Origin of the sequence: Geminocystis sp., from assembly GCF_041753295.1 — a bacterium.
GTDB lineage: Bacteria > Cyanobacteriota > Cyanobacteriia > Cyanobacteriales > Cyanobacteriaceae > Geminocystis.
Map to the genome: position 1 here is coordinate 1 of NZ_JBGSUU010000119.1, position 22,727 is coordinate 22,727.

Below are 22,727 nucleotides of genomic sequence, written 5' to 3' on the forward strand. Positions count from 1 at the left end.
CCACCAATAAGCATAAGTAGAGAAACGATAGCCTTTGGTGGGATCAAATTTTTCGACACCTCTTTGCATTCCGATAGTACCTTCTTGAATTAAATCTAATAAATCTAAATTACGTTTAAGGTATTTTTTAGCAATAGAAACTACGAGACGTAAATTTGCTTCTACCATTTTACGTTTAGCTTTTTCACCTTGACTAATTTTAATATCTAAATTTTTTTCGCTAATTTGTGCCATTTCAGCCCATTCACTTTTAGAAGGCTCTTTTTCTAGCTTTTTTTTCAATACTTCACGTTTTTCTTCTAAACCAACTAAGTATTGAATTTGTTTTGCTAAAATAACCTCTTCCTCTTGACTTAACAAAGGAATACGTCTAATTTCTTTCAAATAAATAAAAAGTGTATTAGTTGATTCATTTAATTTATCTTGATCGTCAACTAATGTAGTCTCTTTTTCATGGTAAATATCGTTATTATTTGCAGAATTTAAAGAGTCTTGATTTATTTTTTTTTGCTGTTTATAATATTTTATTTTATTCTTGTCTTTTGTGTGAGTAAAATTATTATCATGTTGAAATTGATTAATAGGTTTTGACGAGACATTTTCTTTTATATTATTAGTATATTCTTTTTCAGTATCACGATTATTATTGGATAATTCATCATCTTCATTAATAGGTTTTAATGGGATATTGTTATCTAAATTATTAATATCTTCTTCTTCTTTAGTATCACGATTATTATTGGATAATTCATCATCTTCATTAATAGGTTCTAACGGGATATTGTTGTCTAAATTATCAGTATCTTCTTCTTCAGTATCACGATTATTATTAGATAATTCATCATCTTCATTAATAGGTTCTAACGGGATATTGTTGTCTAAATTATCAGTATCTTCTTCTTCAGTATCACGATTATTATTGGATAATTTATCATCTTCATTCATAAATTCTGACGAGATATTGTTGTCTAAATTATTAGTCTCTTTTTCTTCAGTATCATGATTATTATTGGATAATTCATCATCTTCATTCATAAATTCTGACGAGATATTTTCTTCTATATTATCATTATCTTCTTGCTCTATATTATCAATAATTTTATTAGTATTATGGTAAATATATTTTATTTTTTTTAATACATATATTATAATTAAATGATTAAAATGTTTAAAACTAAATATTTTTAATTCATTCAATTCAAAAGAATTTTTATCTGAAATATTAGCAGTATTTGTTAACTTTCTTGGCTCAATTTCTACTTGAGTAACGGCAATTAAATCATTTAATTTTGCTTGAACATAAATAACTATATTTTCAACATTATATCCCTCAATAGATAAATAGCCATCATCAATTATTCCATCTGTACTTTCCCATTCGATCAAATCATCATCAATAGCAATAATCTCATCCTGTTGATCCAATCCTATAATATCAAGTTCCGTTGTACTTCCCACAATAATAGATGGTGAAAAAGGGATAATTTCAATGTTTCGTAAAACGGGTAAAACTTCGACTTCGGCAGTAGCATTTACATAACTATTCGCTTGATTTATACAAAATTTACCTACCGATGAAAAAAACTTAGAAACCTTTTTTTGTATATTTTCAAAAAACCAATCTTCTAAAGGATGATTAACTGTAATTTCTCCTCCTGAAATATTATTAACAGTTATTTGACTCTCATTATTAAAGTCTTCATTGATATTATCATATTGATTAATTTCACTATCATTATTTGATGATGAAGGAGAAATTAAAGATTGATTTTGACTAGAATAATTAGGTGATAATTGAGGAAAATTTGAGCCATTTAACAAAAATTCAATAATTTCTAAAATATGAGAATCAGGAGAAATTATCCATCCTAATATTTTCATCCCTACCCCAGTATTAAATAAAATATTGCGAGTAGTTTTATTATATTTAGGACTATAATCAGAACTTACAATAACTTTGTATTTTCCTTTGTCATAATAACTAGCTTTATATAATCCATTTTGATTAATATTTCCTCCTCCTTCACATTGCCAAGTCAAGGAATTTGTACTTATTTCTTCCTTATATTGATCATAGCCTTTCACTGTAAATTGTTGACTTTCTTGAGGTATTAATTCTATAAATTTTGGAGTAATTTCTAAACGTCTTAATACGGGTAAAATTGTCACGACTGTTTCAGCTTTGACACCATCAACAATAGCAGTTACTTTAACTTGTTTTCTTTGATAACGACCTGTAAAAATTCCTTCATCATTTATATTTCCGCCAGATTCACATCTCCAACTAGCATCACTGATATTTAATCGGTTATTTTGTTGATCAAATCCTTGTAAAATAAATTGATATTCTTCTTCAGGATGTAGGCAAATATTTTGAGGGGAAATGTTAAGACTGGTGATTATTGCAGGAATATAAATTGTTGCTTGAGCTGTAAAATTGTCTAGTTTAGCAGTGATATAATAATAACCCTGTTGATCTTCATTGGCATAGTATAAACCAGAATTATTTATATATCCGTTATTATTTTGAATGTCATCATTTTCATCATCTTCATCGACATTCCATTTAATATTATCAATCGAGATTCTTTCATTTCTTTGATCTAATCCTATCACAGAAAATTGATAATTTGTATTTGGTTTTATCGAGATATATTCAGGGCTAATTTTTATTTTAGTAAGTCTTGATCGATCTCTAATTGTTAGAATAGTAGATGACTCAATATCACCTAATTTTGCTGTTATTTTTACTTCATTTTCATAGTCTAATCCTTGATAATAACCATCATTATTAATGATACCTTCTTCCGCATACCATTGAAGATTATCTAAAGAAAATTCTCGATGAAATTGATCAAATCCTTTGGCACTAAATTTAATACTTTTACTAGGTTCGATTGTGCTATATTTAGGATCAATTTCTATCCTAGATAAAATAGGTAATAAATTAATATTTACCGAATCTGTAACGTCATTTAACTTTGCCGTAATAACGACTTCTTCTTCTTCAAGATTACCTGTAAAAATACCATTATCCGTTATTTGTCCACCACGATCACAAGTCCATTTTACCCCTTCAGTTGACATTTTTTCTTCAACTTGATCAAAGGCTTCTATATTAAATTGATAAGGTTTATTTGGTTCTAATCTTAACCCATTTGGACTAATTTTTAACGTTGTTAATATAGTAGGTATATTAATCTTAATGGTGGCAGTTTTATTATAATCATTTGCTATGGCTTGAATTGTATATTTTCCTTTGGCATTTGATTTAAAACATAATCTATTTTGTACATCAATATAATAATCTTTATCGGTACTCCAAATAATATTTTTAAGAGATAAATCATAGCCAAATTGATCTTTACTTTTGATTTTTAATGATATAAAATCTGTTAAGTTAATAATATTATTAAGATTAGAATTGACAATATCAAAAACTTTTAATTGTGGTTTAACAATATCAACAAAAATTTCGGTAGTAACATTTTCTAACGTCGCAATAATTAAAATAGTTTTTTCTTCGTTACCAGCTATAATTATATTTTTATCATTAATATTTGCACCTTCTTCTACTTGCCATTTTATGTTTTTAATTTTGATTTCTTTATCTTCATCATCAAAACCTTTAACGATTAATTGGAAAGAATTATTAAAGGTTATTTCTTTAATTGGATCAATAATAACTAATTTTTTTAATGGTTTTTTTTTACCAATTCTCAGTAGAAACATTATTAACCATACAAGAGTTTGAAAAATTTTATTCATAATAATTGTGGTATCAATAAATTTAAGTACTAATAAGTAAAAATACTCATTTTGATTGAGAAAGTGATAATAATAATTTCCCTATTTAATTATCAGTCTCACTTTGGGAATTTATGCAAAATTAACAAATAAAATTTAGAAAATCGTTGTCAGATTGAGAAGATCAAGAAATATAATTGATAAATAGCCAGAAAAGAGGATTAATGATGGTTGCCCAACTAGCTCAAAAAACCTATACCATAACTGAATATTTAGAAATTGAAACACAAGGTGAATTTCGACACGAATTTATTAACGGGGCGATGATACCAATGGCAGGAGGTACTACTAATCATAATGAAATAATTACTAACCTTTGTTTATTAATAAAACCTTCTTTACGTCAACACAAAGGGAAAATTTACACTGAAAACGTTAGATTATGGATACCTGAGTATAGTATTTTCACTTATCCTGATGTAATGGTAATGGCAGAAGAGCCAATTTATTACGGAGAGAATAAAACCACTGTTACTAATCCTATTGTCTTGATTGAAGTGTTATCTAATTCGACTAGAGATCATGACTTAGGGCGTAAATTTGAGTATTATCGTTCTTTAGAGAGTTTACAAGAATATGTTTTAATTGAACCAGAAAAAACTTTAATCATGATTTACCGTCGAAACAATCAGAAAAAGTGGTTACTAGATATTCTTGATACTTCAACTGATATGTTACAATTAGAATCTGCAACGATACAAATGCCTTTATCTGATATTTATGAAGGAGTTTTATCTTGATTTCTCATATTAATAATCCACTGCCCATGAAAGCCTTATTTTTAGATAGAGATGGAGTAACAATCGATTATATTCCTTATCTTAGTCGCCCTGAACAAGTATCCTTGCCTGAAGGTGCAGGGGAAGCATTAAAAATATGGCAAGATGAGGGTTATCAATTGGTTATTGTCACTAATCAATCGGGTATTAGTCGAGGTTATTTTTCCTTGGAAGATGTAGAAGAAATACACCAGCGCATAGTTGAAGAATATCGCAGTTTTGGAGTAGAATTTGCAGATATTTTAATATGTCCTCATCAACCTTCAGATAATTGTCAATGTCGTAAACCTTCCCCTGACTTACTTTTAAATTATACTCAAATACACAATATTGATTTATCTCAATCGTGGTTTATCGGAGATGCACCAAGTGATATTGAATGTGCTATCAACGCTGGTTGTCAACCCGTATTATTATTAACTGGTAGAGGTAAAGAAACTCAGGAAAAATTATCAAACTATAAGGTATCTATTTCTATATTTGAAAATTTATCCGATACTCTCGATTTAATCATAAGTAAGAAACGCCCGTAAATCCCCAATACTGAGCGCTTCCATTCTTTTCCCCCCAAACTTGGGGGCTAGGGGGCGAATCAAACAAAGGCTTTTACGATTGTTTTATGATGCCATGAGTACACATCTGAGCTACCCAACAATGTAAGTTAGAATCATTAATAGTTTTTTGTACTTTATTGGCGATCGCCTCTGCTTGATTTTGGTTATCACACAAAGCGAATACCGTAGGACCAGATCCAGACATCATCGAACCTAAGACATTTTCGGCGTTAAAGGCATCTATTAAGGCTTTGACGGTGGTAAATTCAGGTAAAACGACTTTTTCGAGGTCATTATATAACAAAGCTCCAATTTGCTCTGAATTTCTTTGACTAATTGCTTTAACTAAATCACCACTATGAACTTGGTGAGTACGTTGATTAATGCCTTGAGAATCAGAGATATAAAGATGATTAAATTGCTCTCGGTAGCTATTATAAGCCCAAGGAGTAGAAACGCTTAAATTACTATATTTTGCCAAAATAACCCAAATATCGCTTAAATCTGGTAATGGTTCGATTTGTTCTCCTCTACCAGTGGCGATCGCAGTTCCTCCAGAAATACAAAAAGGAACATCTGAACCTAATAAAGCTCCTAAATCTCGTAATTCAGGTTGAGTCAAACCTAGTGACCACATTAAATTAATACCCACTAACACCGCCGCCGCATTCGTCGAGCCTCCTGCTAAACCAGCCGCTACGGGGATATTTTTCTCAATGACAATATCAAACCCACCAAAATTTTGAGCTAATTTAGGAAATTGTTGTTGCATTAAATGAGCTGCTTTATAGGCTAAATTGGTATTGTTGAGGGGGACTTCTGGATTTTGACAAAAAAGGCGAATTTCATCTTTCCCATTAGCTCTTAAGTGAATAACATCCCCTAGATTAACACTTTGCATGATCATGACTAACTCATGATAACCGTCAGGGCGATGGCCAATAATTTCGAGATGAAGATTAATTTTAGCGGGGGCAAATAGGGAGTAAGATTGCATAGAATTTAACTATCAGCAACAATAACAATAACCCATGAGTATAGATCAAAAACATCCATTAGGTCATATTGATCGAGAAATCATTAAAAAAATATTTGTGGAGGGTAAAACAGATTATAATATAGCCGAAGTTGCACGGTTAAAAATACGTTACCAAAACTTTCCGGGTGCAAGGGATGTACAGTATGACTTAGAATCAATTTTAAAACAATGGGAATTAACGGAAGAAGAACTTTTTGCTCAAACGAGAGTTTTACATAGTAAAGGAAAAGTTTATCGTCAACATAAAGATGAAAATTCAGAAGATTGGAGTTAGGGCGATAGTGTTCGCCCCTGTTTATTATTAACCTACAAACTCTTTAACCGGTTGACATACTCCAGAAGGAGCAACACCTTTAAGATAAGCTAACATGGTATCAGCATCAGATACTTCAAAAGGATCGGTAGGACAATTATCAGCAAATCCAGCTTCCACGAAGATTTTTTCGATAGTCATGTCATTTACTAACATAGAATAGCGCCAAGAACGAGGGCCAAATCCTAAATTAGCTTTATCCACTAACATCCCCATTTTACGAGTAAATTCGCCGTTACCATCAGGTAATAAAAATACGTTTTGAGCGCCGATTTCTTTACCCCATTTGAACATGACGAAAGCATCGTTTACAGATACACAGATGATTTCATCAACACCAAGGGCTTTAAATTCTTCGTATAACTCTTCGTAACGGGGAAGGTGATTAGAAGAACAAGTAGGGGTAAATGCACCGGGTAAAGAGAATACAACTACTTTTTTACCGCCAAAAATTTCTTCCGTAGTTTTATCTTCCCAACGGTAAGGATTAGGTTGGATGGATTCATCACGCACACGAGTTTTAAAAACAACACTAGGTACTTTTTCGATTACTGCCATGTTTTTTGATTCTCCAAAAATAATTGTAAATATATCAATTTTATTGTTATGAGCAAACTTATTGCTATATTATTAAGAATAACTCTTATTTAAGAATTTGTCAATAACCAGAATTATTTTAATTTGTTATCTTAGAAGATATAAATATTTTTTAAAGATGAGCTATATTTCCATTATTTAAGATCAGAAATTTTTAAAAATGCACGATAAAAATACTATTATTCAAAGTTTAAAATCTAAGGGTTTAAGAGTTACCCCTCAAAGATTTGCTGTATATGCTAATTTGTTACATAGAACCGATCATCCGACAGCCGAACAAATTTTGTTAGACTTGAATCAAGATGTGCCGACTTTATCTCAAGCAACCATTTATCTTTCTTTACAAACGTTACATCAAACAGGATTAGTTAGACAGGTTTTGTTAGAAGAGGGAGTTTGTCGTTACGATGCTAATATTTCACCTCATCATCATTTCCGTTGTCTGTGCTGTGGAAAAATTGAAGATATTGCTTGGGAGTCTTTTTCTAATCTTACTTTGGATAAATTGAGATCTGGTTTAAAAGTTGATAAATATGAAGTGATTGTGGAAGGAAAATGCGATAATTGTCTTTAGGCAAACAATAATTTGAGAAAAAAAAGAGTAAGGAGTAAGCCGGGTTCTGTTCTTTCAACTATGTTAAAAGGGTAGTTATCTATCTAGGATAATTATTACTAATTACCTCAAGCGGTACACCAAAAACGAAATCGGAAAAAGATCAACCGTAATTCCTCCGACCTTGCTCCCCACCGGGGTTTACCGAGCCAATACCTCTCGATATTGCTGGTGCGCTCTTACCGACACCTTTGCACCCTTACCCGAAAACGGGCGGTATTTTTCTGTGGCACTATCCTCACGCTCACGCGCACTGGGCGTTACCCAGCAAGTTTGATCTTTTGGGAGCCCGGACTTTCCTCAAACTAAATCTTTTTGTGATTAATTTAATTTGCAACTACCGCTCTTACTCTTTTCATTTTTCAATATATCATGTCCCTTCAAAAAAAGATAATTTTTACTCCCATTTTTGGTTAAATACAATACAATTTTTTAAATTATAGTTTTGTCAATTCATTATCCGTAAGAAAAGAAAATTAATTTTAAATTTTTATGGCAAAAATGACTCAAATTGTTTTTTTTGATGTATATTTAGGGAGAGTTAAGATTTAAAACAATCTAATTTATATCAATATTAGTCATTTAGGAAAGGAACAGAGATTATGTCAAAGTTTTATTTTCAACCTTTAGAAGATCATTCGTCGGTTTCGTCAATTTCTCGCTCTCCTTTTCCTCACCATGACTCGCCGACGCTACATTTTCCGCCACAATCTCAACGTAGTCAAAACATCAATTCTCGTGATTTAATGCGCCTGTATCTTCGTGATATTGGGCGTATTCCTTTATTAACCAAAGATGAGGAAATTACCCTTGCTCGACAAGTGCAAACAGCACAATCTCTATATCGCATTAAAACTGAAAACCAAACAATGCCGAAAATTAGGGAATATATTAAGGTAATGTCGGATTATGAATCTTTAGCAGGGCATCATTCTCAACCTCCTACTACCCTAGTCTTAGCAGAAAAGTTACATCTTTCTCCTACAAAAATCGAAAAAATTGTTACCCAAGGTAAACAACAATGGGCTAGTTTAGCTAATTTATCCCTTCAAGAATTAGATAATGTTTTAGCATTAGGAATCAAGGCAAAACAAAAGATGATTAATGCTAATTTGCGTTTAGTGGTTTCTATCGCCAAAAAGTATCAAAATCGAGGTTTAGAGTTATTAGATTTGATTCAAGAAGGCACTTTAGGGTTAGAAAAAGCTGTAGAAAAGTTTGATTACACTAAAGGTTATCATTTTAGTACTTATTCTTACTGGTGGATTCGTCAGGGTATGACTAGGGCGATCGCCACTCAAGGACGTACAATCAGAATACCAATTCACATTACGGAAAAATTAAATTTACTCAAAAAAGTTCAACGACAATTATCACAAACATTAGGAAGAGTGGCAACCATAGAGGAAATAGCCGAAAAAATGTCCATGACACCTCCACAACTGCGACAATTTTTAAATCAGATTCCTCGCTCAATTTCTTTAGAGATGAAGGTAGGAGAAGATTATAACACTGAATTAGTGGACTTAATTGAAGCTGGATCAGCTACACCAGAAGAAAACTTAATGCGAGTATCGATGCAACAAGATTTACTCTTGATGATGTCGAGTTTAAATGAAAGAGAGCAAAAAATTCTGCGTTTGCGTTTTGGTTTTGAAGACGGTAAGATTTATTCTCTTAGTGATACAGCTTTAATGATGGATTTATCAAGGGAAAGAGTTAGACAAATTCAGGCTAAAGCAATTCAAAAGTTACGCCAACCAACTCAGAAAAAACAGTTACGAGATTATTTAGAAATTATTAGCTAAATGACTAATTATCGCAATCCTGCTCCTACTGTTGATATTATCATTGAATTAGTAGATCGTCCCCATCGTCCAATTATTTTAATTGAGCGGAAAAATGAGCCTTTCGGATGGGCAATCCCCGGCGGTTTTATGGATTATGGGGAATCAGTAGAAAATACAGCCATAAGGGAAGCCTTAGAAGAAGTTAGTTTAAATGTTACTCTTATAGAGCAATTTTATGTATATTCTAATCCTCAACGAGATTTAAGAAAGCATACTATTGCCATTGTGTTTATTGCTGAAGCGGTAGGGCAACCTATAGCAGCAGATGATGCTAAAAATTTAGGTGTTTTTCCTACTTGGGAAATTCCTCGAAATCTTTGTTTTGATCATGATTTAATCTTAGAAGATTATCAACGTTATCGTTATCATAATTTACGCCCTCCTATTCGCCTATAAAATATTATAAGTAAGTAGCCCAAAGTAAAGGGCAAGAGGATTAAAATTGAGTCAAACTATACTAAAATTGATTTTCTTATTTTAAATTCCTTACATTAATAAGTCACCTGATAACTGAAATCTCAAAACTGATACCTGCTACCTTCAATGTCAAATTTCAGGACAAACTCAGATTTTTTTTACCATTATTACCGACAAAACAGATAATTTAAAGATATTTTTTCATGGTTATGGTATAGTTAAAGCTATTGAGAATAATTATTATTAAAGTTAACTATAAAATTTTTGTGTAATCATGACAAAATCAGTAATTCTTCAAGTAAAAGGAGTGAGTAAACAATTCACCACAAGTCAAATTCTTGCCGTTAATGAGGTTAGTTTTGATTTAAAACAGGGGGAATTATTAGGTTTGTTAGGGCCTTCTGGATGTGGTAAAACTACTTTATTGAGAATAATTGCTGGATTTGAAAAACCTTCTCAAGGCACGGTAGAGTTAGAAAAGGAGATAGTTGCTGGAGAAGGCCATTGGCTAGAGCCTGAAAAACGTAATACTGGAATGGTGTTTCAAGATTATGCTTTATTTCCTCATCTTAATGTAGCTGATAATATTGCTTTTGGTTTAAAAACGAAAAAACCTCGCCCCAATAATCAACAAATGAAAGATAGAATTGCGGAAGTCTTGCAATTAGTTGGTTTAAGTGGTTTTGAAAAACGTTATACTCATGAATTATCGGGAGGACAACAACAACGAATTGCTTTAGCTAGAGCTTTAGCCCCGCAACCTAAGCTAATCTTATTAGATGAGCCTTTAAGCAATTTAGATGTACAAGTTAGAGAGAGACTACGCCACGAAGTGCGCACTATTTTGAAAAGTACTAATACCTCTGCTATTTTTGTAACTCATGATCAAGAAGAAGCTATGGCGATCGCCGATAAAATAGGGGTAATGGAAAGGGGAAAATTAGCTCAAATAGGTACACCTGAAGAGATTTATACTTATCCTCAATGTAAATTTGTAGCGGAATTTGTGACTCAAGCAAATTTTTTACAAGCCACCAAAAAAGATAGTATGTGGTGTACAGAATTAGGACAATGGTGTATAGATACTCCAGTTAATGTCAGAGAAGGAGAGTTAATGTTTCGTCAGGAAGACGTTATTTTAGAAGCGGATGAGGAAGGTGTGACGATAATTCAGGAGAGAGAATTTTTAGGGAGAGAATATCGTTACTGTTTACAAACCAATTCAGGAAAAAGACTTCATGCGCGTACAGATATTAAAACTCAGTTACCCGTAGGTGCAAAAGTTAGATTAGATATTCTTCCTCAAACGGCTCAAATTTTTCCTCTTCATTAAAATAACTCAGGAAAAGGAAACTAGGAGAAATTTAATTCCTAATTCCCGATTCCTTTCTAATTCCTATTTAATAAATAACATCTCTTCATAGGTAGGTAAAGGCCATAATTCATCGGCGATTTCAGCCTCTAAAGCATCAGCATATTTACGCACTTCGTCCATTAATGAGCGAATAGTGGTGGCAAAATATTGAAGATGGGCTTCGGTGGTTTCAAAATCATGTTTAGCGATAGCATCACTTAATTTACTAACTTCAGTCATCATCAAATCAGCTAATTGAGCAACTTTTTTGACGGTAGTTGTATCTACTTCGATGCTCATATCCTTAAGACTAGCAATAGTACTGGTAAGGTTCGATAAATATTTCATAGCGGCAGGATAAATAGTAGTTTTCGCCATGCTAATGACTAATTTAGCTTCAACCTCAATGGATAAGAGATATTGTTCAGCATAGACTTCAAAACGACTTTCTAATTCTACAGGAGAAAGTACACCAATTTTGTCGAATAATTCTTCAATATATTTTTCTTTTAATACGGGTAAAGCGTCGGCAGTGGTAGGTAAATTAGCTAAACCTCTTTCTTCTACAGCCATTTTGTGCCATTCGGAAGAGTAACCATTACCACCAAAAACCACATTACCGTGTTTATCCATAATTTCTTTGAGGATAGATTGAATAGCGGTATTTAATTCAATTCCTTCTTTTAATTTACTTTCGAGTTGTTCGGCAATCCAATTAAGAGAGTCAGCTAAAATAGTATTCATGGCTACCAATGGCCCCGCCACAGATTGACCAGAACCTACAGCTCGAAACTCAAAACGGTTACCAGTAAATGCAAAAGGAGATGTACGATTTCTGTCACCCGGATCTTTAGGAATTTCGGGTAAAGTATCAATGCCGATATTCATAGTTTGAGCAACAGTTGAGGTTTTTGCTTCACCGTTACGAATTTGCTCGAAAACATCTTCTAATTGTGAACCTAAATAGACAGACATAATAGCTGGAGGAGCTTCATTTGCACCTAAACGATGATCATTACTAGCTGTTGCTACTACTGCACGTAAAAGAGGACCATATTTATGAGCGCCTCGAATCACCGCACCACAGAAAACCAAAAATTGTGCATTAGCGTGGGGAGTGTCACCCGGATCTAATAAATTACCTTGAGTAGCATTACCGACAGACCAGTTAACGTGCTTACCAGAGCCATTAATTCCAGCGAAGGGTTTTTCATGAAGTAAACAAACAAAACCATGTTTTTTAGCCATTTTTCGTAAAATCGTCATGGTTAACTGTTGATGATCTGTTGCTACGTTAGCGGCTTCAAAAAAGGGTGCAAGTTCAAATTGTCCGGGGGCAACTTCATTATGACGAGTTTTTGCAGGAATACCTAAACGATACATAGATTCTTCAACATCCTGCATAAATACTTGTACTCGTTCAGGAATGGCACCGAAATAATGGTCATCAAATTGTTGTCCTTTGGCTGGTGCTTTACCAAATAAAGTTCTTCCTGCTAATAATAAATCAGGGCGACTATGGGCGAAATTAGCATCAACTAAGAAGTATTCTTGTTCCGCGCCACAACTAGAATTAACGGGGGCGATGTCTGTATGTCCCAATAATTTTAATACTTTTCGAGCAGCTTTATTCATAGCAGCATTGGAGCGTAACAAAGGTGTTTTTTTATCTAATGCTTCCCCTGTCCAAGACACAAATACTGTGGGAATACATAAAGTTACGCCGTTATCGGTTTCCATAACATAAGCGGGGCTGGTGACATCCCATGCGGTATAACCTCTAGCTTCAAAAGTAGAACGAATACCACCATTAGGAAAAGATGAGCCATCGGGTTCGCCTTTTACCAACACTTTACCAGCAAATTCAGAAATAACAGAACCGTCACCTTGTACCGACACAAAACCGTCATGTTTTTCAGCCGTAGAGTTGGTTAAAGGATAAAAAACGTGGGCGTAATAAAGAGCTTTTTTAGAAATTGCCCAATCTCTCATAGCAGTTGCAACCACATCAGCAATGGAGACATCAAGGGTTTCTCCACTTTGAATGGTTTTTTTCAAAGATTTAAAAATACTTTTAGGGAGACATTCCTGCATTTTGCTTAGAGTAAAAACATCTTTTGCCCACATATCCTCTAATCGTTTTGGGGTGTTAAATGCTTTGATTTCTCTATTAGTAATCTGATGAATGGCTTGAACCCGTGATTTATTTCCGCTCATAGTGACTTTTTTTTAAAATGATATATCACTTTAATAACTAGAGGATTATAAAAAAGTTCATGAAGAACAATTTTCTAAAGGTTTTCAGACTAATAAGTTAAGGTTAGACGAAAAATTATGTACAAAAAATGATGATCAAAGATAAAAAGTATGTGCTACGAATGATCTAAATAAAAATAAATAGTTAAATCAAGCAATGCAAGGTTCTTTTAAAAAAGTTATTCTAGGGGCAATTCTTTTCGTTATAACCATGATCTTCGCTATTTTTGGTTATGTTTCTTTTGGTTGGTCATTGCTTGAGTCTGTTTATATGGTAGTAATTACTATTTTTGGTGTGGGTTATGGGGAAGTACAACCTTTAACGACTCCTACTCAAAAAATTTTTACCATGTTAGTAATTATCGCAGGTACATCATCAGCCGTTTATGGAGTAGGAGGGTTTATTCAAATGGTAACAGAAGGAGAAATTAATCGAGCCTTTGAAGCCGATAGACAAAGAAAAACCTTAGCTAATCTCGAAAATCACGTTATTATCTGTGGTTTTGGACATATTGGACAAGTTTTAGCGAAACAATTAAATGAAGGGAAAGAATTTTTTGTAATCATAGATAATGATGTAGAAAATTTGACTACGGCTAAAAATAGATCCTATTTAGTACAAGAAGGAGACGCTACCGACGAAAATGTACTTCTTGAAGTAGGTATTCAAAAAGCAAAGGTATTGGCAACGGTTTTGCCTAATGATGCTACTAATGTTTTTATTACTCTCACCGCAAGGGAATTAAACCCAGACTTGATCATTTTAGCTAGAGGTGAGCTTCCTAGCACCGAAAAAAAATTAAGATTAGCTGGAGCAAATCATGTGGTTTTACCAGCGAGTGTGAGCGGTTTACGCATGGCAAATTTAATCACTTCTCCTAGTATGGTGGATTTTTTAGCTCAAAAAGAAGAACAAAGTTACCTTAATGATTTATTGATGCAAATTAATGTTCAAATGGAAGAATTAGTAGTTGGTAATACTTCTCGTTTAGTGGGAAGAACCATCAGAGAGCTAGAAATAAGGGGTAAAGGAGCTTTTATTGTGGTGGCTTTGCGACGTGGCAATGAACCTTTAATCACTCATCCTAATCCTTCTCTATTACTAAATTCAGGAGATATTTTGATTGTATTAGGACATCAAGAAGATTTACCGCAATTTGCTCGTTTTTATCAACTAAATCGGAGTAAATAGGGAGATAGGGAGATAAGGGAGATAGGAGTTTTTAAGTGATAATATTGTATAAGTTACTTTATACCATCCGTGAAATATAAAATTTTCGGTAGTGTAAAGGTGCAGAAAGGGTGTTAGGTATTAAATTAAAGAATGCACAAAAAATATATCTTAATTGATTTTATTATTTCTTTGATTAATTAATCACCTTAGATTTTATCGTGTAAAAGTAGTAGAAGTGAATTATTATCTCTCTAGTCATCAAAAACAACGGGCATGGATTAATATTAATCATCAAGCCTTAGTCAATAATGTACGAGAATTGAAAAGGTTTCTCAACCCTGAAACTAAGTTAATGGCAGTCATCAAGGCTGATGGTTATGGCCATGGTGCGGTCAAAGTTGCGCAAACTATTTTAAAATCAGGAGTTGACTCTTTAGCCATTGCTACTTTATCCGAAGGCATTGAGTTAAGGGAAGCTGGTATAAATGCACCCATTTTGATTTTAGGGGCTATTAACACCAAAAATGAAATTAAGGATATTGTAGAATATAAGTTAGAGCCTACTTTATGCGCACCTCCACAGGCTTTTATTTTTGCGGAAACTTTAAGTCATCTTACCGCTAATTTATCTGTACATCTTAAATTAGATACGGGAATGTCAAGGCTTGGCACTCATTGGCACAATGCCGTAGATTTTGTTAACTATATTCAACAATTTCCTCAGTTACATTTAGTTAGTATTTATTCCCATTTAGCTACTGCTGATGATATTAATACTTCTATAATGATGTTGCAACATTGTCGTTTTGAAGAAGCTATTTCTGCTTTAAAAACCAGTGGTATCAATGTTCCTCTTTTACATTTAGCTAATTCTGCTGGTACTTTAAGCGATCGCCATTTACATTATGATATGGTAAGAGTCGGTTTAGCTTTATATGGCATTTATCCCGCATCTCATCTGAAGGATAAACTAAAATTACAACCTGCCTTAGAAGTTAAAGCCAGAATTACCCAAATTAAAACTTTACCTCCCGATACTGGGGTTAGTTATAGTCATACTTTTAAATGCGATCGCCAGACAAAAATTGCTGTAGTTGGTATTGGTTATGCTGATGGAATTCCTCGGTTATTATCAAACAAAATAAAGGTAATAATTAAGGGAAGATTTGCTAATCAAATTGGTAATATTACTATGGATCAATTAATGTTAAATGTGACAGATTTTCCTGATTTAGAAGTAGGTGAAATTGTTACTTTACTAGGCAAAGAAGAAGATTTAGAAATTAGTGCAGATGATTGGGCAAATACTATGGGTACAATTTCATGGGAAATATTATGCGGTTTTAAAAACCGTTTACCAAGAATAAATAATATTTAAGAGGAGATAGGAATACTGTAGGGGTGAATGGCATTCACCCTCTTAATAGGAATGAGAAAGGGAAGGGAAGAAGTTGAATAATTTATAAACTCATTATTTAAAACCTGAAACCTGAAGCCTATAAAAAAACCCACACTATTTTAATTTTAAAAGCATGGGTTTTTAGTAATTATTTCTGTTTCAATTTCAGCAAAAAATTTAATTTATCTGAAACCAACAGCCGCTTGCCAAACAAACGCTAATAATAAAAAGAATAAAGGGATAATGGGTAATACATCTACTAAAGGCTTGAAAATTTCGTAAGCCTCTGGTAGTTTAGCCAACAACATAGTAGCTTCCATAGTATAAATATTTCCTTGGTAAACTGATTTTTCTAATTGGTAATTTATATTATCATTATCAGGGGCAAATCTCACAAGTTGTTATTAAATCATAAAGTTATATATTATTTATAATTCCTTCTTTGGGATGATATTGATGCCAATTAATTATTTTTTCTAGTTGATAAGCTAATTGTAATATTGTTGCTTCATCGTTTGGTTTTCCTATTAATTGTACTCCCACTGGAATCCCCTCTAGTGTAAAGCCTGTCGGAATAGCAATAGCGGGTTGCCCTGTAGCATTAAAAGGAGGACAAGGATTAATCCACTTAATGATATGCTGTAAAGTATCTTCAAAAGATAAATCAGACCATGCACCGACTTTGATAGGGGGTTGTAAATAAGTAGGGAGTAGTAAAACGTCAAAATTATCAAAAAAAGCTACTATTTGACGAGAAATTATCTGTATTTGATGTAAAGATTGTAAATACCCTCCTAAATCTTGCGATCGCCCATTTAACCAACGATTCATGGGGCTTAAAATTTGTTCAGGAAAACCAGCAAGACTAACACTAGACTGCCAAATAGTGACAAAAGGTTCAACTAAAGGGGTAAAATCAGGACAAGCCTCCGAGAGAGAATGCCCCATATCTTGTAAATGATGAGCAATATTTTTTACCTGTCGTTGTAAAATATCATCCCCTTCACCAGAAGGTAAAACAGAGGTAGCAAAAGCGATTCTGAGTTTTCCTGTATCTTGGGTAATAGCGTCTAAGAAGCTAACGGCAGGATTAGGCAACCAATAAGGATCACCCGTGATGTATCCTGAAATAACGTCTAACAAAGCGGCATTATCTGCGACGGTGCGACTAAGACAACCATGAGTAGCAATGCCTCCTAAATAATCCCCCACAGGGGCGTTAGAAATTCTACCCCTAGAAGGTTTTAATCCCACTAAACCACAACAAAAAGAAGGACCACGAACTGAACCACCACCATCAGAACCGGGTGCTACAGGAATTAAACCGGCAGCCACCGCCGCCGCCGCCCCTCCACTAGAACCGCCTGAAGTGTATTCTAAATTATAAGGATTACGAGAAGGAGGTAAACCCATAGATTCAATATAAGGTAATGAGCCTAATTCTGAGGTTGCCGTTTTGCCGAGGATGATAAATCCAGCTTGTTTAATTTTTGTTACCAAGCCACAGTCAGAAGAAGAAATTTGATCTTTAATAAAACCATTACCATAACTAATGGGCATCCCAGCCACAGGGTATAAGTCTTTAATAGCGGTAGGAATACCAAAAAACAGGGGTAAAGTAGAAGTATCAGTGGTTTTTCCTAAAATTTCTGTGTGATTTTTGGCGGTTTCCATGGCAGTCTCTAAAGCTACATAGGTAAAACTACCAAGAAAAGGATCAATTTTACTGATTCTGGCTGCGTAAAATTCGATTATTTCTACGGGTGAAATTTCTTTACGATGAATTAATGTACTTAAATCTAAAGCGGAGATAAACTCTAAGTTAGAATCGTTTTTCATGGGTATTTAAAAAAGGCAATTATGATTGAAAAATAGCATTTTGATGTTCTAAATTAGGTTGTACTTTGATGCGAATTAAAACGCAAGTAATGTTATCATGACCATTAAATTGATTACCTAAATCGATGATTTGTGCAACACCTTCGTCTAAATTGGCTTTAGAGCTAATTAACGGTAATAATGCGGTTTCCCAATGATTTTCTAATAAGTCGTTGTCAGATAATCCATCAGAACACATAACAAAAAGTGTATCTTCTTTAATATCGAAAAAATTAATATCAGGATTTACAAAAGTATTATCTCTAGGACCTAAGGCTTGAGTTAACTGGAAAGCATCCGGCCTAGCAAAGGCAATATCTGACTCAATACCGTGTTTAATTTCGGCTTGTGCTACAGAATGATCTACCGTTAGTTGTTCTAATCCCCATTTGCGATTTACTCTATAAATACGACTATCACCTACATGAGCGATAACGGCTTTTGTACCTTGAATTAAAGTCATAACAAGAGTAGTACCCATTCTACCTGATCCTGTTTGTCCTTTTTCAATATTAGCTCCATAAATGACTTCATTGGCTTGAAGAATACCGTCTTTAATAGTTTCTGCTGATGGTAATTCATCTACCCAAGATTTTTGAAAGTAATTATATAAAGTTTTAACTGCCATGGCGCTGGCGACTTCTCCTGAAGCGTGACCACCCATGCCATCACACACTACAAAAAAACCTTTGGCATTATAATAAGTACCTTGAGGACTTTCTTTCTTCTGAATATTAGTCTCAATGGCGAAACAGTCTTCATTATGTCCTCTTTTGCGTCCAATATCACTTAAACCGACTTCTGTTAAACTTAAAAGCCTCATAGGAAGTACTATTGTCGGTTGATCATCGGCGGAAGGATTGTTAATTTGGGTTGCGTCTTGAATTTCTGATTCTTCAAAATCAAATTGATTGACTAATTCATTTAATTCATCCGCACCGGGTATGATTATCATTTCTTCTCCTTCTTTGTCTTCTTCTTGCTCTAATAAAGATTGCATTTCAATTTCTTGAGCTAACAATTGTAATTCTGAGCGTAATTGTTGAATATCGTCAATGTCTCCCGATTCAATTTGAATCATCAAGTCGGTGATAAAAGACTTATAGTCATCATGGGAATCTCCTAATAAATTTGCCCATGTTTCTACTAATTGTCTTAATAAAGGTGGATCATTAGGAAAATCAAGATATATTTTATCTATAATTAATGTGCCGTCTAAGTCAACTTTTAAGTTATCTAATCTTAATAGTGTTTCGCAACAATCTATTTTCGCAAAACTTTTCCATAATTTGGCAGTTTTTTGTAAATAAGGCAAAACTTCAGCTATTTTAAAGTTATTATTCTGGAAATAATCTTCTAATTTTTGATCTTCCTTATGACTGGTAATGACTACAAATTCTTGATGGTTATTTTTATCTTCCCAACCGTCAAATAATTCTGGTACTGTGGGGCTATATTCTGTTAGAGTCAAGTAAGTAAAGGCTAAATCTGGGATTCCTGCTTCTTTTAAACTATCTCGCTCAAAACGTTCTACATGATCTAAATTTTCATCTAAAATTCCTCTTTCTGTGGGTTTTGTATCCACTACATCTACACAAAAATAATGGCGATCGCCAACTATCAAAAAAGGAGATAAAGATATATCAGAAATAGAGGTAGTTAAAGCATATCGATGGGAAGAATTAGGGGAAAAAACAAAAGGAATTTTAGGGGATTGAGAGAGAGGACAAGTAATAATACATTGATAAACTTGACCCATTAAATCACGATCTATTGTCATATTGATAATCCTAATTACTTATAAATTAATATTATATTGAGGCTAAATTCTGAAATATACGATATTAAGATCAATTTCTGATCTATAATTTATTGATACCTAAAAGTGAGAAATTAAATATAAACATAACTAAAATATTATCTTCTATTCAGGTAACTTAATAAAGTTTATAAGAGTCTATTTTTAGATCTTGGTTTTATTATATTTTAAATTATGAATCAATATCAAAAATTAATTAGAAATAAAATACCTGAGATCATTAACTCAGATAGTCAAAAATGTCAAGTTAAAAAGTTATCTAATGGTGAATATAAAGAGGCTTTAAAACAGAAATTAATAGAAGAAGCACAAGAAGTATTAACGGCAAATAAGGATAATTTAGAAGAAGAAATAGCCGATGTTTATGAGGTAATAGAGGCAATAATTAAAGCTAATAAATTAGATAAAAAAGCTATTGCTAAAGTACAAAAAGAAAAAAGAAAGTTAAAGGGAAAATTTGATCAAAAATGTTTTTTAATTTCTGTTAAATCAGAGGAAAATATTAATAATTTAACACCATTAGAGTTAAGTCTTTTAGAAGAAGCAGAAGATTTTTTAGAGAAAGAAGTTTTATTAAAAAGAGAAGTAATAGACAATGATAGCGATATTCTTAAACAAACTTTAATGAAGATGAATAAAGTTAATTATAATTTTTTTCAATTAAAGTTATCAAAATTTTGGGGTGGATTAGATATTAGTAATTTAGGATTTTATTCCTGGCAAATAATGATAGCAAAATATTCAGGTGCGTTATCGTTTTTACAAACTCAACATCAAAGTGCTATGGCGATGTTAAGTAATAGTAAAAATAAAATAGTTAAAGAAAAATATTTATCAAAAATTATCAAAGAAAACCTATTTTGTGGTGTGGGTTTTTCTCATTTGAGAAGAAAAGGAAAACCATTATTAACAGCAATTCCCACAGAAAAAGGCTATCAATTAAACGGTTTTATACCTTGGATTACAGGTTATGATATTTTTTCTTACTTTATTATCGGTGCAACTTTACCCGATGGACAAGAATTATACGCCATGATGCCTTTTCAAAATCAAAATACTATTGAATTTAGCCCACCGATGAAACTTTCTGCTATGAATAGTACAAATACTGTAACGGCAAATGTTAGTCAATATTTTTTACCTTCAGAAGATGTTGTCATGATAAAACCCCCTCACGCTATTGATAAAAAAGACGAGAAAAATGTTTTACATCATGGTTTTTTTGCCTTGGGATGTAGTTTGGCTGGTTTAAAAATTTTAGAAAATAATTGTCAAAAATTAAAGTTAGATAAAGTTACATATAGCTATACCCAATTAAAAGCTCAAGTAGAAAATTTACAGGCAAAAATGTTAGAAATGGTAATTCACCCTGATGATAATTTCTCTCAAAAGTTAGATTTAAGAATACAAGCTATTAATTTAGCTTATCGATGTGCCATCGCAGCTATTATTACTTCTAAAGGAGAAGCTAACAAATTATCTCATGATGCTAATCTAATTTATCGAGAAGCGTTAGTTTATAGCGTTTCTGGGCAAACCATTCCCGTTTTAACTGGTGTTTTAGAAACATTTATCTGATTGTAAGCCTTTCAATTTTGGAGAAAAATCAAAAAAAGTCCTCACACTTGGGGATTTAGGGGAGAATTTAGGGTAAACCCCAATATTTTGCCCTTTCTTCTAACCAACCTTCTTGTTTTAATTTTCTGACAACGTCATTAACTTTATCCCGTAACTCTTGATATTGTCTGCCTTTTGGTAAGGCGATCGCCAAGGGATAACCGCCGAAAACCGTAGGTAAAAGCTGATAATTAGAGTTTTCCTGCATCCATCCCGTTAATATGGTTATATCCCCCGCAAAACCTTGAATTTCCCCTGATTCTAAGGATTCTAAGGCTTCTTGATAAGAAGATATTTCTTTTAATGGTAGATTTGGTAAATTAAACTGAATTTGAGTAATAGTTCTTGAATTGCCAATTACGCCAATTTTACCCTTAAAATCCCGAATATTAGCGTTTATTTGCCCTTTTTTGACTATAATTCCTGTACCATCAAGATAGTAAAAATCAGTAAAATCAACGATACGCTGCCGAGATGTATTAACCGTGATGGAGGCGATGGCTAAATCTACATCTAAATCTGTTACCTTTTGGATTCTTTCTTGATTCGACAAAGGAATTAACTTAACTGCATTTTCACTGCCTAACAATTCTAAAGCTAAACGACGGGCAACATCAATTTCAAAACCTCGTAAATTACCTTGAGAATCTCGATAACCAAGAGGGCGCAAATTATCTTTGACACCAATAACTAACTCTCCTTTTTTGCTAATTTCTTCCCAAGACGCACTATAAACTTTTACGGGAATACTGATAACAAAAGCGATGATAATAAATAGTAATTTTTGAGAAATCATGGAGTTAAAATAATTTTAAATTGTTTATGGTTCATTCTCTATCAACGAGAGTAATTAGAAACCACTAAGGGAAAAAGTTTAGTAAACAATGATATTTTTGCCTAATTATGTTATAACAAAAAATAATAACATTATTGATTTAACTCATGAAACAAAAAACATACACCGTTAACCCAGCCAAAATAGGTAATCAAAAAGGTTTTCGCCTTCCTAATGCCTTCTATAAAGATAATCCCCAATTTGCTGAAGCCACTGGAGAGATTGAAATATTAAACGAAAATATATTACTAATCCGTCTTAATCCTAAAAATAATATTGAAGAAGAAGAAGAAGAATTAATGATGAGTCTTTTTCTCGATTTTTTAAGTAAAGATGCACTAAAAAACCCACATCAACTTATTCCCTATACAGAAGAAATAAGCCAAGAAATTGATAACTTATTAGCCGATGTTGACATAGAATAAG

Annotated in this window: 19 protein-coding genes and 1 other RNA gene; 11 read left to right on the forward strand and 9 right to left on the reverse strand. The window is 32.9% G+C overall.

Features of this window, described 5'->3' with window-relative positions:
- Positions 1 to 390, reverse strand: a 390-nt coding sequence (locus ACEW8E_RS14655; RefSeq protein WP_373481121.1) for a sigma-70 family RNA polymerase sigma factor, incomplete at its 3' end; no start/stop codon positions are given.
- 3,581 nt (positions 391 to 3,971) lie between these two features.
- On the opposite strand from ACEW8E_RS14655, the gene ACEW8E_RS14660 reads away from it, so the two are divergent.
- Together ACEW8E_RS14660 and ACEW8E_RS14665 are read left to right on the forward strand one after the other, a co-directional pair.
- Entirely contained in the window at positions 3,972 to 4,547 is a 576-nt protein-coding gene (locus tag ACEW8E_RS14660) for a Uma2 family endonuclease (RefSeq protein WP_373481100.1), read from the forward strand.
- 26 nt (positions 4,548 to 4,573) lie between these two features.
- Positions 4,574 to 5,119, forward strand: coding sequence for a D-glycero-alpha-D-manno-heptose-1,7-bisphosphate 7-phosphatase (locus tag ACEW8E_RS14665; RefSeq protein ID WP_373481122.1), 546 nt, complete (start codon positions 4,574 to 4,576; stop codon positions 5,117 to 5,119).
- Between the two features lie 73 nt (positions 5,120 to 5,192).
- Here ACEW8E_RS14665 and ispE read toward each other — a convergent pair whose 3' ends face one another.
- Positions 5,193 to 6,137, reverse strand: a complete 945-nt coding sequence (ispE, locus tag ACEW8E_RS14670; RefSeq protein WP_373481101.1) for a 4-(cytidine 5'-diphospho)-2-C-methyl-D-erythritol kinase — start codon at positions 6,135 to 6,137, stop codon at positions 5,193 to 5,195.
- Positions 6,138 to 6,171: 34 nt separating this feature from the next.
- Here ispE and ACEW8E_RS14675 point away from each other — a divergent pair, with 34 nt between their 5' ends.
- Positions 6,172 to 6,453, forward strand: coding sequence for a DUF3288 family protein (locus ACEW8E_RS14675; protein ID WP_373481102.1), 282 nt, complete (start codon positions 6,172 to 6,174; stop codon positions 6,451 to 6,453).
- A 27-nt stretch (positions 6,454 to 6,480) separates the two neighbouring features.
- On the opposite strand, the gene ACEW8E_RS14680 is transcribed toward ACEW8E_RS14675, so the two are convergent.
- Positions 6,481 to 7,050, reverse strand: coding sequence for a peroxiredoxin (locus tag ACEW8E_RS14680; RefSeq protein ID WP_373481103.1), 570 nt, complete (start codon positions 7,048 to 7,050; stop codon positions 6,481 to 6,483).
- Between the two features lie 199 nt (positions 7,051 to 7,249).
- On the opposite strand from ACEW8E_RS14680, the gene ACEW8E_RS14685 reads away from it, so the two are divergent.
- Entirely contained in the window at positions 7,250 to 7,663 is a 414-nt protein-coding gene (locus ACEW8E_RS14685; protein WP_373481104.1) for a Fur family transcriptional regulator, read from the forward strand.
- 19 nt (positions 7,664 to 7,682) lie between these two features.
- On the opposite strand, the gene rnpB is transcribed toward ACEW8E_RS14685, so the two are convergent.
- Positions 7,683 to 8,056: RNase P RNA component class A (gene rnpB, locus ACEW8E_RS14690), an RNA gene on the reverse strand.
- Between the two features lie 248 nt (positions 8,057 to 8,304).
- Between rnpB and ACEW8E_RS14695 the strand changes: the two genes are divergently transcribed.
- The 3 genes from ACEW8E_RS14695 to ACEW8E_RS14705 all read left to right on the forward strand — a co-directional run bounded on the left by ACEW8E_RS14695 (position 8,305) and on the right by ACEW8E_RS14705 (position 11,302).
- Entirely contained in the window at positions 8,305 to 9,510 is a 1,206-nt protein-coding gene (locus tag ACEW8E_RS14695) for an RNA polymerase sigma factor, RpoD/SigA family (RefSeq protein ID WP_373481105.1), read from the forward strand.
- On the forward strand, positions 9,511 to 9,948 hold the full coding sequence (locus ACEW8E_RS14700) for an NUDIX domain-containing protein (RefSeq protein WP_373481106.1): 438 nt from the start codon (positions 9,511 to 9,513) through the stop codon (positions 9,946 to 9,948). It begins immediately after the preceding gene.
- 295 nt (positions 9,949 to 10,243) lie between these two features.
- The gene (locus tag ACEW8E_RS14705; protein WP_373481107.1) at positions 10,244 to 11,302 is read left to right on the forward strand and encodes an ABC transporter ATP-binding protein; all 1,059 of its coding nucleotides are present in this window, start codon (positions 10,244 to 10,246) and stop codon (positions 11,300 to 11,302) included.
- A 63-nt stretch (positions 11,303 to 11,365) separates the two neighbouring features.
- On the opposite strand, the gene ACEW8E_RS14710 is transcribed toward ACEW8E_RS14705, so the two are convergent.
- The gene (locus ACEW8E_RS14710; protein WP_373481108.1) at positions 11,366 to 13,540 is read right to left on the reverse strand and encodes a glutamine synthetase III; all 2,175 of its coding nucleotides are present in this window, start codon (positions 13,538 to 13,540) and stop codon (positions 11,366 to 11,368) included.
- A gap of 196 nt (positions 13,541 to 13,736) precedes the next feature.
- Between ACEW8E_RS14710 and ACEW8E_RS14715 the strand changes: the two genes are divergently transcribed.
- Positions 13,737 to 14,771: a TrkA family potassium uptake protein gene (locus tag ACEW8E_RS14715; protein ID WP_373481109.1), complete on the forward strand. Its 1,035-nt coding sequence runs from the start codon at positions 13,737 to 13,739 to the stop codon at positions 14,769 to 14,771.
- A gap of 217 nt (positions 14,772 to 14,988) precedes the next feature.
- Positions 14,989 to 16,131, forward strand: coding sequence for an alanine racemase (gene alr / locus ACEW8E_RS14720; RefSeq protein ID WP_373481110.1), 1,143 nt, complete (start codon positions 14,989 to 14,991; stop codon positions 16,129 to 16,131).
- Positions 16,132 to 16,334: 203 nt separating this feature from the next.
- Here alr and ACEW8E_RS14725 read toward each other — a convergent pair whose 3' ends face one another.
- From ACEW8E_RS14725 to ACEW8E_RS14735, 3 genes are all read right to left on the reverse strand, one after another.
- Positions 16,335 to 16,472 (reverse strand): photosystem II reaction center protein K, encoded by a 138-nt coding sequence (locus tag ACEW8E_RS14725; RefSeq protein ID WP_066348958.1) that lies wholly within the window; start codon positions 16,470 to 16,472, stop codon positions 16,335 to 16,337.
- A gap of 97 nt (positions 16,473 to 16,569) precedes the next feature.
- Positions 16,570 to 17,991: an amidase gene (locus ACEW8E_RS14730; RefSeq protein WP_373481111.1), complete on the reverse strand. Its 1,422-nt coding sequence runs from the start codon at positions 17,989 to 17,991 to the stop codon at positions 16,570 to 16,572.
- Positions 17,992 to 18,010: 19 nt separating this feature from the next.
- Positions 18,011 to 19,810, reverse strand: a complete 1,800-nt coding sequence (locus ACEW8E_RS14735) for a serine/threonine phosphatase (protein ID WP_373481112.1) — start codon at positions 19,808 to 19,810, stop codon at positions 18,011 to 18,013.
- Positions 19,811 to 20,023: 213 nt separating this feature from the next.
- Between ACEW8E_RS14735 and ACEW8E_RS14740 the strand changes: the two genes are divergently transcribed.
- Complete coding sequence (locus tag ACEW8E_RS14740) at positions 20,024 to 21,427, forward strand: hypothetical protein (RefSeq protein WP_373481113.1); 1,404 nt, start codon at positions 20,024 to 20,026, stop codon at positions 21,425 to 21,427.
- Positions 21,428 to 21,494: 67 nt separating this feature from the next.
- Here the strand turns inward: ACEW8E_RS14740 and ACEW8E_RS14745 are convergent, their stop codons facing one another.
- On the reverse strand, positions 21,495 to 22,262 hold the full coding sequence (locus tag ACEW8E_RS14745; protein WP_373481114.1) for a transporter substrate-binding domain-containing protein: 768 nt from the start codon (positions 22,260 to 22,262) through the stop codon (positions 21,495 to 21,497).
- A 146-nt stretch (positions 22,263 to 22,408) separates the two neighbouring features.
- Between ACEW8E_RS14745 and ACEW8E_RS14750 the strand changes: the two genes are divergently transcribed.
- Entirely contained in the window at positions 22,409 to 22,726 is a 318-nt protein-coding gene (locus ACEW8E_RS14750) for a hypothetical protein (RefSeq protein WP_373481115.1), read from the forward strand.
- The last annotated feature ends 1 nt before the right edge of the window (position 22,727 follow it).

Coding starts and splice junctions, on each gene's coding strand:
- ACEW8E_RS14660 (WP_373481100.1), top strand. CDS start 3,972: ATGATGGTTGCCCAACTAGCTCAAAAAACCTATACCATAACTGAATAT.
- ACEW8E_RS14665 (WP_373481122.1), top strand. CDS start 4,574: ATGAAAGCCTTATTTTTAGATAGAGATGGAGTAACAATCGATTATATT.
- ispE (WP_373481101.1), bottom strand. CDS start 6,137: ATGCAATCTTACTCCCTATTTGCCCCCGCTAAAATTAATCTTCATCTC.
- ACEW8E_RS14675 (WP_373481102.1), top strand. CDS start 6,172: ATGAGTATAGATCAAAAACATCCATTAGGTCATATTGATCGAGAAATC.
- ACEW8E_RS14680 (WP_373481103.1), bottom strand. CDS start 7,050: ATGGCAGTAATCGAAAAAGTACCTAGTGTTGTTTTTAAAACTCGTGTG.
- ACEW8E_RS14685 (WP_373481104.1), top strand. CDS start 7,250: ATGCACGATAAAAATACTATTATTCAAAGTTTAAAATCTAAGGGTTTA.
- ACEW8E_RS14695 (WP_373481105.1), top strand. CDS start 8,305: ATGTCAAAGTTTTATTTTCAACCTTTAGAAGATCATTCGTCGGTTTCG.
- ACEW8E_RS14700 (WP_373481106.1), top strand. CDS start 9,511: ATGACTAATTATCGCAATCCTGCTCCTACTGTTGATATTATCATTGAA.
- ACEW8E_RS14705 (WP_373481107.1), top strand. CDS start 10,244: ATGACAAAATCAGTAATTCTTCAAGTAAAAGGAGTGAGTAAACAATTC.
- ACEW8E_RS14710 (WP_373481108.1), bottom strand. CDS start 13,540: ATGAGCGGAAATAAATCACGGGTTCAAGCCATTCATCAGATTACTAAT.
- ACEW8E_RS14715 (WP_373481109.1), top strand. CDS start 13,737: ATGCAAGGTTCTTTTAAAAAAGTTATTCTAGGGGCAATTCTTTTCGTT.
- ACEW8E_RS14725 (WP_066348958.1), bottom strand. CDS start 16,472: ATGGAAGCTACTATGTTGTTGGCTAAACTACCAGAGGCTTACGAAATT.
- ACEW8E_RS14730 (WP_373481111.1), bottom strand. CDS start 17,991: ATGAAAAACGATTCTAACTTAGAGTTTATCTCCGCTTTAGATTTAAGT.
- ACEW8E_RS14735 (WP_373481112.1), bottom strand. CDS start 19,810: ATGACAATAGATCGTGATTTAATGGGTCAAGTTTATCAATGTATTATT.
- ACEW8E_RS14740 (WP_373481113.1), top strand. CDS start 20,024: ATGAATCAATATCAAAAATTAATTAGAAATAAAATACCTGAGATCATT.
- ACEW8E_RS14745 (WP_373481114.1), bottom strand. CDS start 22,262: ATGATTTCTCAAAAATTACTATTTATTATCATCGCTTTTGTTATCAGT.
- ACEW8E_RS14750 (WP_373481115.1), top strand. CDS start 22,409: ATGAAACAAAAAACATACACCGTTAACCCAGCCAAAATAGGTAATCAA.